8 protein-coding genes and 1 rRNA gene are annotated in these 9,426 nt (G+C 54.9%); 3 read left to right on the plus strand and 6 right to left on the minus strand.

Going from position 1 to position 9,426, the window contains the following annotated elements; all coding sequences use genetic code 11:
* Positions 1-7: 7 nt before the first annotated feature.
* The 3 genes from bcsA to bcsR are packed head-to-tail and all read right to left on the minus strand — an operon-like array spanning position 8 to position 3,572.
* Complete coding sequence (gene bcsA / locus ACOTY5_RS20455; RefSeq protein ID WP_045142226.1) at positions 8-2,623, minus strand: UDP-forming cellulose synthase catalytic subunit; 2,616 nt, start codon at positions 2,621-2,623, stop codon at positions 8-10.
* The gene (gene bcsQ, locus ACOTY5_RS20460; protein ID WP_003861177.1) at positions 2,620-3,372 is read right to left on the minus strand and encodes a cellulose biosynthesis protein BcsQ; all 753 of its coding nucleotides are present in this window, start codon (positions 3,370-3,372) and stop codon (positions 2,620-2,622) included. The genes bcsA and bcsQ overlap by 4 nt, the downstream gene beginning before the upstream one ends.
* Positions 3,373-3,383: 11 nt before the next feature.
* Positions 3,384-3,572 carry a cellulose biosynthesis protein BcsR gene (gene bcsR, locus ACOTY5_RS20465; protein WP_045142227.1) on the minus strand — a complete coding sequence of 63 codons (189 nt, stop codon included), beginning with the start codon at positions 3,570-3,572 and terminating at the stop codon, positions 3,384-3,386.
* 174 nt (positions 3,573-3,746) lie between these two features.
* On the opposite strand from bcsR, the gene bcsE reads away from it, so the two are divergent.
* The 3 genes from bcsE to bcsG are packed head-to-tail and all read left to right on the plus strand — an operon-like array spanning position 3,747 to position 7,172.
* Entirely contained in the window at positions 3,747-5,309 is a 1,563-nt protein-coding gene (gene bcsE, locus ACOTY5_RS20470) for a cellulose biosynthesis c-di-GMP-binding protein BcsE (RefSeq protein ID WP_421632003.1), read from the plus strand.
* On the plus strand, positions 5,306-5,500 hold the full coding sequence (gene bcsF / locus ACOTY5_RS20475; protein ID WP_006808586.1) for a cellulose biosynthesis protein BcsF: 195 nt from the start codon (positions 5,306-5,308) through the stop codon (positions 5,498-5,500). The genes bcsE and bcsF overlap by 4 nt, the downstream gene beginning before the upstream one ends.
* On the plus strand, positions 5,493-7,172 hold the full coding sequence (gene bcsG, locus ACOTY5_RS20480) for a cellulose biosynthesis protein BcsG (RefSeq protein WP_017693804.1): 1,680 nt from the start codon (positions 5,493-5,495) through the stop codon (positions 7,170-7,172). Before bcsF ends, bcsG begins: the two co-directional genes overlap by 8 nt.
* Positions 7,173-7,207: 35 nt before the next feature.
* Here bcsG and birA read toward each other — a convergent pair whose 3' ends face one another.
* The 3 genes from birA to rrf form a co-directional block, all read right to left on the minus strand.
* Positions 7,208-8,170: a bifunctional biotin--[acetyl-CoA-carboxylase] ligase/biotin operon repressor BirA gene (birA, locus tag ACOTY5_RS20485; protein ID WP_017384195.1), complete on the minus strand. Its 963-nt coding sequence runs from the start codon at positions 8,168-8,170 to the stop codon at positions 7,208-7,210.
* The gene (gene murB, locus ACOTY5_RS20490) at positions 8,167-9,195 is read right to left on the minus strand and encodes a UDP-N-acetylmuramate dehydrogenase (protein ID WP_032672220.1); all 1,029 of its coding nucleotides are present in this window, start codon (positions 9,193-9,195) and stop codon (positions 8,167-8,169) included. Before murB ends, birA begins: the two co-directional genes overlap by 4 nt.
* 134 nt (positions 9,196-9,329) lie before the next feature.
* Positions 9,330-9,426 (minus strand): 5S ribosomal RNA (rrf, locus tag ACOTY5_RS20495); the annotation flags it as partial.

Here is a 9,426-nt window from a genome sequence, read left to right on the forward strand (position 1 = left end):
GTTATCATCATTGTTGAGCCATAACCGGGTCCGCCTGCTTCGCTTCATCTCGCTCAGGTCGACGCGGAATGAACGACACGACCCAGGAAACCAGTGAAGTAAGTGACCGGAAAATTAATTTCACCGACGACGGGGCAAATTCTGCAAGGTGACGATAGCCACGGAACCCCAGCTTAAGAATATCCAGCAGGCTTTCCAGAGGCTTATCCTCAGGGAAGCTGTCCTGCCAGAGAGCCCACGTATCCGCGCGGGCAAACGTACACTGCACAAAATCAATGTGTTGCTTTTTGGTCAGCGGCATCAGTTGCAGACCCACTTCATTTCCTCTCACACGCACCACCTGCGTCGGGAAGACATACTCCTGCTGGCCGCGCTTAAGCAGTAGGTTGACCTTCTGCCCCTCCAGCACCTTCGCCTGACCGTTGATCTTGATACCCAGACCGCCATCCGAAAAGTCATGTACGGTACAGGAGAAGAGATGTCCATCGTCGCGGGCAATGGCCGCTGGCATGCTGATTTCGACGCGATGCGCGCGGCGAACCTGTTTGCTCTCCACCGATACCGCCACCGCGCCACCGAGGATAATCAGGTTATAAAACACCCACGCCATACTCACGAAGACCGTCAGAATTTCGTTTTCCGGGCCGTAGAAGTAGCGCCAGATCCCAACAATCACGCCCACAATATTCAGCAGCACCAGGAAGATATAGGGCCGGGAGATCACCCAGTCGACATACTCCTCTTCCACCAGCCCGCCCTTCGCGGTGACGTTGAATTTCCCTTTATGCGGGTTAATCAGCGCCACCATGGTGGGCGGCGCGATGTACCAGGCCAGCACCGTTTCGTAAATTTCACTCCAGAAGGAGTGGCGATATTTCCCCTGAATCTTCGAGTTCGTCAGGCTGGCGTGGATCATGTGCGGCAGAACGAACAGGGCAATCATCAGCGCAGGCGCATAGATGATGTAAGCGTGAAGGAGCAGGAACGCCAGCGGCGCAGTGAGGAAGATAAGCCGTGGAATACCGGACAGGAAGTGGAACATGGCGTTGACGTAGCACAGCCGTTGCGCCAGCTTCAGCCCTTTACCCATCAGCGGGTTATCGAGCCTGAAAATTTGCACCATGCCGCGGGCCCAGCGAATACGCTGGCCGATGTGCGCCGACAGGGATTCCGTGGCCAGCCCCGCCGCCTGAGGAATACGCATGTAGGCGGAGGTATAGCCAAGACGGTGCAGACGCAGCGAGGTGTGCGCATCTTCCGTGACCGTCTCGACGGCGATCCCGCCAATTTCATCCAGCGGTTTCCGGCGGATCACCGCACAGGAGCCGCAGAAGAACGTTGCGTCCCACATGTCGTTCCCGTCCTGCACGAGTCCATAGAACAGCGTGCCCTCGTTCGGGGTTTTACGAAAACGGCCGAGGTTACGTTCAAACGGGTCCGGCGAGAAGAAGTGGTGCGGCGTCTGCATCATCGCCAGCTCTTTCTCCTTCAGGAACCAGCCCATGGTCATTTGCAGGAACGAGCGCGTTGGCACGTGGTCGCAGTCGAAAATAGAGACGAACTCCCCTTTGGCATATTTCAGCGCATTGTTGATGTTACCGGCTTTCGCGTGTTCATGCGTGGTACGGGCGATGTACTCTACCCCCACTTCGTCCGCGAACTGGCGGAACTCGGCACGGCCACCGTCATCGAGGATCCAGATTTTGATTTTATCCTTCGGCCAGTCGATACCCAGCGCGGCATAAATGGTGTTTTTTACCACCGACAGATCTTCGTTGTAGGTCGGCACGAAAAGGTCAACCGTAGGCCACTGGGTCGTGTCTTTTGGCAGCGGCACCGGCTGTCTATTTAGCGGCCAGATAACCTGGAAGTAACCCAGCACCAGCACGATCCAGGCGTAAGTCTCAGCAAACAGCAGCACTAAGCCGCACACCAGGCTGACCGGATCGTCCCAGTTCAGCGTTGAGGTATATCGCCACCAAATGTAGCGGCAGGAAACGGTCAGCGATAGCACAATCAGCATCAGGGCAGAAAAACGCCCTGGTATGCGCCGCACCAGCAGCGCCACGCCCCACAGCAGGATCAGGAAGGTGAACTGCGCCAGCGGATTGAAGGGCTGGGTAATACAGACCAGCGCAAGAATCAGCGAGAACACCACAACCACGCCGAGAATAAAACGCCGCAAGCCCGGGTGTAGGTGCCCGAGCTCTTTGTGATTATCTAAATGACCCGTTTTGTCGCCCACCCGGTCAGGTAGCCGGTCAAGCCACTGGTGGTAGTGTTCACGCAGGTGCTGCACACGATCGAAGCTGCGCCAGCGGGACGTTTTTTTCTCCGCGCCCGTTGAGGTCGTTAGTAGCCAGATGGACTGAATAGCGTAGCGCGCGGGATCCAGCGGACGCGGCTTGTCAGGGTTGATATGCGGATAGAGTTCACCGTGGCGCGCACGAATGCGTTGCCAGCGGGGATGTTCGAGGGGGATGAACATCCACGCCAGAATCATCCACAAACAGCCCAGCGCAGCGCTCAGCGACGAGGCGCCGTGATGACGGTAATGGCGGTAGCGTTCACTTAAGCGCGAACTGACCGGCGGAATGAGCAGCCAGTTAGTCAGGCGGCTCATACTGAACTCCCGGCAGGCTCCGGCCGTTTAGCAAAGTGCAGCAAACACCAGTTGGCCAGCGTCAGGATCTCTTCCGCCGCCAGTGAATCGCTACGGTACTCCCCGAGAGGTTGTTTGGACGCGAGGCACTCCGCCATCGCTTCGTCACGATGGATCACCATCGGCAACAGGCGGCGCTGACTCTGGAGCCAGACCTGGTAGAGATCGTCCTGGATCTGGCTGCCAATGCGCAGATCGTTGATCAGAATATGGGCATTGGCAGGCATCGGCTGCTGATGCAGACGGATATGACAATTCGCATCTACGTTCGCGATGGAGAGCACATGGTCGCACTGCGCCAGCAGCTGGCGGGTCAGCGACGCGGCACCGTGCGGCAGGTCCAGCAGGATCCACTGATAGTGCCCGCTCTCTTTCAGGCTCTGCAATGCGGTGATGAAGCGAGAGAACAGGCGCTGGTACGCGGCTTCATTCCCGCGCTCGGTTTCGGTCAATTGACCAAAGGGAAGCAAATCGAGCTGGGAGGTATAACGCAAACCCGCATCCCGCCAGTCTTTATCGTCCAGAAGCGCGCGTCCCCAGCCGTTTGCATGCGTAAAGTCGACATTGAATGACATGCGCAGCAAATTATCGGAACAGGCATCAATGACCAGTACCGATTCACCTAATACCTGCAATGACCACGCCAGCGCCGCGGTAACGGAAGTTGTACCCACCCCACCACGGACGCCCTGTAATCCTAGTACAGCCATCAATGGCTTCCTTATTGTTGTTGGGCAAACTCAGCTAATAACGGCCAACGTTTAATAGCCGCCGCCAACTGTTCACGCTGGGAAATATCGGTGTAATCTATTTCAGGCAAAGAAAAAGCCTGCGTGAGTGCCAAAAAATCGTTCTGGAATGTGTAACCCAGACTTGAGTCGACTGGGTTTGCGGGTTCGTTATTTTGCATTCTTTTTTCATCCCTTTGAGTAAAATCATAAGATTCAGATGCAGCGAGGCGTCCTGCCCACTAAATTTCATTTACATGCTAAATCTGATGTTCTTTAATTTCAATGTTAGGTTTATTTCTACGCTTTCGCTAGTAAACTGAGAGACATAGAAATTCGACGAAAAGAGGGACACCGTGGACTCCATATTTTCTATTGGCATCCAGTCATTATGGGACGAATTGCGCCACATGCCAGTCGGAGGAGTCTGGTGGGTTAATACGGATCGTAATGAAGATGCCATCAGTCTGGTAAACCAGACGATAGCGGCGCAGGGGAAGGATTCCCGCGTGGCCGTCATTACGATGGGCGAAGAGCCGAAGTCAATCATCAGGCTCGACAGTGACCGTGGGCCCCAGACAGTACGATTATTTTCCATGCCTGCGGAGGCTGACAGTCTATACTTTTTACCCCGCGATATTCAGTGTTCTATTGTTCCCGAACACTATTTACTGATTCTAAAATGCTCTAATAACGGCCTGCAAAATATCCCGTCTGAAAAACTGCTGAAATGGCTGGAAAGAATCAACAGATGGGCAAAAAATCAAAATTGCACCTTATTGGTTGTTAACCCAGGCAGTAATAATGACAAGCTTTTTTCACTTTTAATGAGTGAATACCGTTCCCTCTATGGCCTGGCCAGTATTCGTGTCCAGACCGACAGCCATCTTTACGACGTGGCTTTCTGGTGCAATGAAAAAGGGGTGAGCTCCCGACAACAACTTACCCTCAAACATGTCGGGGATGAGTGGCATCTTGCTCAACAAGAAGAAACAGTAGTTCAGCCACGCAGTGATGAAAAACGCGTTCTGAGCCATATTGCGGTACTGGAAGGTGCGCCTGCACTGTCTGAGTACTGGTCACTGTTCGATACCAATGAAGCCTTATTTGATGAGGCGCGCACCACGCAGGCGGCGACCATTATCTTCTCGTTGATCCAGAATAACCAAATCGACACGCTGGCAAGGCACATACACACATTACGTCGCCAGCGCGGCAGTGCGTTAAAAATTGTGGTGCGTGAAAATAATACCAGCCTGCGCGCCACCGATGAGCGCTTATTACTGGGCTGCGGCGCGAATATGGTCATCCCGTGGAATGCTCCCCTGTCGCGCTGTCTGACGCTGATCGAAAGCATCCAGGGCCAGCAGTTTAATCGACATGTTCCGGAAGATATCAGCACCCTGCTTTCAATGACGCAGCCGATGAAACTGCGCGGCTACCAGAAATGGGACACCTTCTGCGATGCGGTGGGCAACATGATGAGCAATACGCTGTTACCGGCAGACGGAAAAGGGGTGATGGTTGCCCTGCGCCCCGTGCCGGGTATTCGCGTTGAGCAGGCGCTCACTCTGTGCCGCCCTAACCGTATCGGGGACATCATGACCATTGGCGATAACCGCCTGGTGCTGTTCCTCTCCTTCTGCCGGGTGAACGATCTGGATACTGCGCTTAACCATATCTTCCCGCTTCCTACCGCGGATATCTTCTCGAACCGTATGGTCTGGTTTGAAGATAACCTGATCGCGGCTGAGCTTGTCCAGATGCGTGCCCTGCCACCCGAAAAGTGGGCCAAACCGTTGCCTGTCACCAGCGGTGCCAAACCGGTACTCAATGCGAAACATGACGGGCATGTCTGGCGTCGGGTACCTGAGCCGCTACGCTTACTGGATGAGAACAAGGAGAGCGCGCCATTATGAATATCAGCGATATCATCCAACTGGTTGTTCTGTGCGCGCTGATTTTTTTGCCGCTTGGCTACTATGCACGCCATTCCCTGCGCCGTATTCGCGATACGGTCAGATTACTGTTCGTCAAACCTCGCTATATTAAACCCGCCGGAACACTGACTCGCGCTCCGAACGTCAAGGCAAACCGAAAACATGACTAATTCTACCTATACCTCTTCGGCGCCATCGCCACTCTGGCAATACTGGCGCGGCCTGTCCGGCTGGAATTTCTACTTTCTGGTGAAGTTTGGTCTGCTGTGGGCAGGCTATCTTAATTTCCACCCTCTGCTTAACCTGGTGTTTATGGCATTCCTGCTGATGCCAATCCCGAACTTCAGGCTGCACCGTATACGTCACTGGGTCGCTATCCCCATCGGTTTCGCCCTGTTCTGGCATGATACCTGGCTGCCCGGCCCTGAAAGCATCATGAGCCAGGGCTCCCAGGTCGCAGGTTTCAGTGCGGACTATATGCTCGATCTGGTTGAGCGCTTTATTAACTGGCAGATGATTGGCGCGGTATTTGTCCTGCTGGTTGCCTGGCTGTTCCTGTCTCAGTGGATCCGGGTGACGGTGTTTGTCGTCGCGATTATGATCTGGCTTAACGTCCTGACGCTGACGGGCCCGAGCTTCTCGCTGTGGCCAGCCGGTCAGCCGACGACAACCGTGACCACCACGGGCGGTTCCGCCGCCGCGACCGTTGCGACAGCAGGGGATACGCCTGTGGTTGGGGATATTCCTGCGCAGACTGCACCGCCGACATCCACTAACCTGAACGCGTGGCTCTCCAGTTTTTACGCTGCGGAAGATAAGCGTCAGACGAAATTCCCGGACGCGCTGCCTGCCGATGCTCAGCCGTTTGAGCTGCTGGTCATTAACATCTGTTCTCTGTCCTGGGCTGACGTTGACGCGGCTGGTTTGATGTCGCACCCGCTGTGGTCGCATTTCGATATTCAGTTTAAGGACTTCAACTCGGCCACGTCGTACAGCGGCCCGGCGGCTATCCGCCTGCTGCGCGCCAGCTGCGGACAGCCTTCGCATAAGAACCTCTACCAGCCGGCAGCTAACCAGTGTTATCTGTTTGATAACCTCGCAAAACTGGGCTTTACCCAGCACCTGATGATGGGCCATAACGGTCAGTTCGGTAACTTCCTGAAAGAAGTGCGTGAACAGGGTGGTATGCAGGCCCCGCTGATGGACCAGAAAGGGCTGCCGGTAACGTTGCTGGGCTTTGATGGCTCGCCAGTGTATGACGATACCGCCGTGCTTCAGCGCTGGTTAGATACCGTCGGCAAAGAGGAAGGGACACGTAGTGCGACGTTCTATAACACGCTGCCGCTGCACGACGGGAACCATTATCCCGGCGTGAGTAAAACGGCCGATTATAAGGCCCGTGCTCAGAAGTTCTTTGACGAGCTGAACGCGTTCTTCAACGAGCTGGAAAAATCAGGTCGCAAAGTGATGGTGGTGGTAGTACCAGAACACGGAGGGGCGCTGAAAGGCGACAGGATGCAGGTGTCTGGTCTGCGCGATATCCCAAGCCCGTCCATCACTAACGTTCCGGCCGGGATTAAGTTCTTTGGCATGAAGGCGCCGCATCAGGGAGCGCCCATTGAAATCACCCAGCCAAGCAGCTATCTGGCTATCTCGGAACTGGTTGCTCGCGCTGTAGACGGTAAGCTGTTTGTGGAAGATAGCGTGAACTGGGATCAACTCACCAGCGGGCTGCCGCAGACGGCGGAGGTATCGGAAAACGCCAATGCGGTGGTGATCCAGTATCAGAATAAGCCTTATGTCCGACTGAATGCCGGGGATTGGGTGCCGTATCCGCAGTGATGACCTGCTACCCCCTCTCCCCTGTGGGGAGAGGGTTACTCCGCACTTCGTAACGAAATTTCACCGCCCACCCAGGGCTTAATCACGCCATCCTGTTCAAGAAGCAACGCGCCCTGCGCGTCAATGCCGCGTGATGTGCCGTAAATCTCTTTATCCCCAATCAGCAGCTTCACCGGTCGGTTAATAAAGTTATCCAGTTTTTCCCAGCGGGACAGGAATGGCGCTAACCCCTCTTGTTCAAAGAGCGTCAGCGAACTACGCAACTCATTGATCATGCGGACGGCAAGCGTATTGCGATCGATGGTGATCCCCGCTTCCTGCAAGTTGGTCCAGGCCTGGTTCACGACATCGTTCTGCACGTTTCGCATCACCATGTTCAGTCCCGCCCCAATGACGATCTGTGCGGCATCGCCTGTTTTTCCCGTCAGTTCAACCAGGATCCCCGCCAGCTTTCGATCGTTGAGATACAGATCGTTGGGCCATTTTACCCGCACCTGATCGGCACCCAGATCGTGCAGCACCTCTGCCATCACAATGCCGATGACCAGGCTCAGCCCGATGGCCGCAGCTGGCCCCTGTTCAAGCCGCCAGTACATGGAAAGGTAGAGGTTGGCGCCAAATGGTGAGAACCACTTACGCCCCCGGCGGCCACGTCCTGCCTGTTGGTACTCGGCAACGCAGGCATCACCGGATTTCAGCTCGCTCAGGCGATCCAGCAGATACTGGTTCGTCGAATCAATGACCGGCAATACCGCGACGTTACCGTGCCCAATCTGGCTGCGGATGACCTCTTCATTCAGTAACTGGATCGGTTCCGGCAGGCTGTAGCCTTTTCCCGGCACCGTAAACACATCCACGCCCCAGTCGCGGAGCGTTTGAATATGCTTATTGATCGCAGCACGGCTCATGCCCAGCTGTTCGCCCAGCTGCTCGCCAGAATGAAACTCGCCATCGGCAAGGATACCGATGAGAGTTAACGGAATAGTATTGTCCTTCACGCAATGGTCTCCACGGCATTCACTTCGCCCGTTCGGCCAATAAAGCGAACTTCAGGCTCCAGCCAGACGTTGAATTTTTCGCCCACGCGCTGGCGAACATGATGCGCCAGGTTGACGACATCCTCACTTGTCGCGTTGGACTGGTTGATCAGTACCAGCGCCTGCTGACGATGAACAGCAGCGCCACCAAGAGTCGTACCTTTTAATTCACACTGATCGATAAGCCAGCCTGCGGCCAGCTTCACGCTACCATCCGCCTGAGGATAATGCGGGGCCGTTGGCCAGCCGGCGAGAAACGCTTTTGCATTTTCGCTGCTGATCACCGGGTTTTTGAAGAAACTACCCGCATTTCCGTTTACTTTCGGGTCCGGGAGCTTGGTCATTCGCATGTGGCAAACGGAATCAAATACCTCACGCGGTGTGACAGTAGCCGGGTCGAGACGGGTCAGATCGCCGTAAGTCAGAACGGGTTTCCAGGCTTTCGCCAGGCGCAGGCCAACGGCCACAATGACGAAACGATCCTGATAGTCGTGCTTGAAAATGCTGTCGCGATAGCCAAAGCGGCACTGCTCTGCGGTCAGGCGCTTCGCCGTTCCGGTCGCGAGTTCGATGCAGTCGACATATTCGCAGACGTGTTTCAGTTCGATGCCGTAGGCACCGATGTTTTGAATAGGAGATGATCCTGCACAGCCCGGGATCAGAGCCAGGTTTTCCAGCCCTGGCATCCCTTTTTCAAGGGTATATTGCACCAGATGGTGCCAGTTCTCGCCAGCACCCACGTGTAAATGCCAGCTGTCAGCGCTCTCTTTACGCTCAATCCCCATGATGCGATTGACGATTACCGTCCCCGCAAAATCATCGAGAAACAGGACATTACTTCCTTCGCCCAGAATAAGTACGGGTTCACCGTTTTCTGTTGCGTTTTGCCATGCATTCAGCAACTGCTGAGCACTGTCGGCACGTACAATTTGATTAGCATTCCGTTGAATACCAAAGGTATTCCAGGGCTTAAGGGAGTGATTCATAGACGCTATCCTGATGCAAAAACCGGGATAGTTTACCGTATATATGGGGGGATAGGTGATTTGTTTATGGAAAGGAAGCAGGTGCAGAAACGCAAAAAGGCCATCCTTCCGGATGGCCTCTTCACTTGATTGATGCCTGGCAGTTCCCTACTCTCACATGGGGAGACCCCACACTACCATCGGCGCTACGGCGTTTCACTTCTGAGTTCGGCATGGGGTCAGGTGGGACCA

It is taken from the genome of Enterobacter cloacae complex sp. SHL018 (assembly GCF_049237905.1).
Taxonomy (GTDB): domain Bacteria; phylum Pseudomonadota; class Gammaproteobacteria; order Enterobacterales; family Enterobacteriaceae; genus Enterobacter; species Enterobacter hormaechei_C.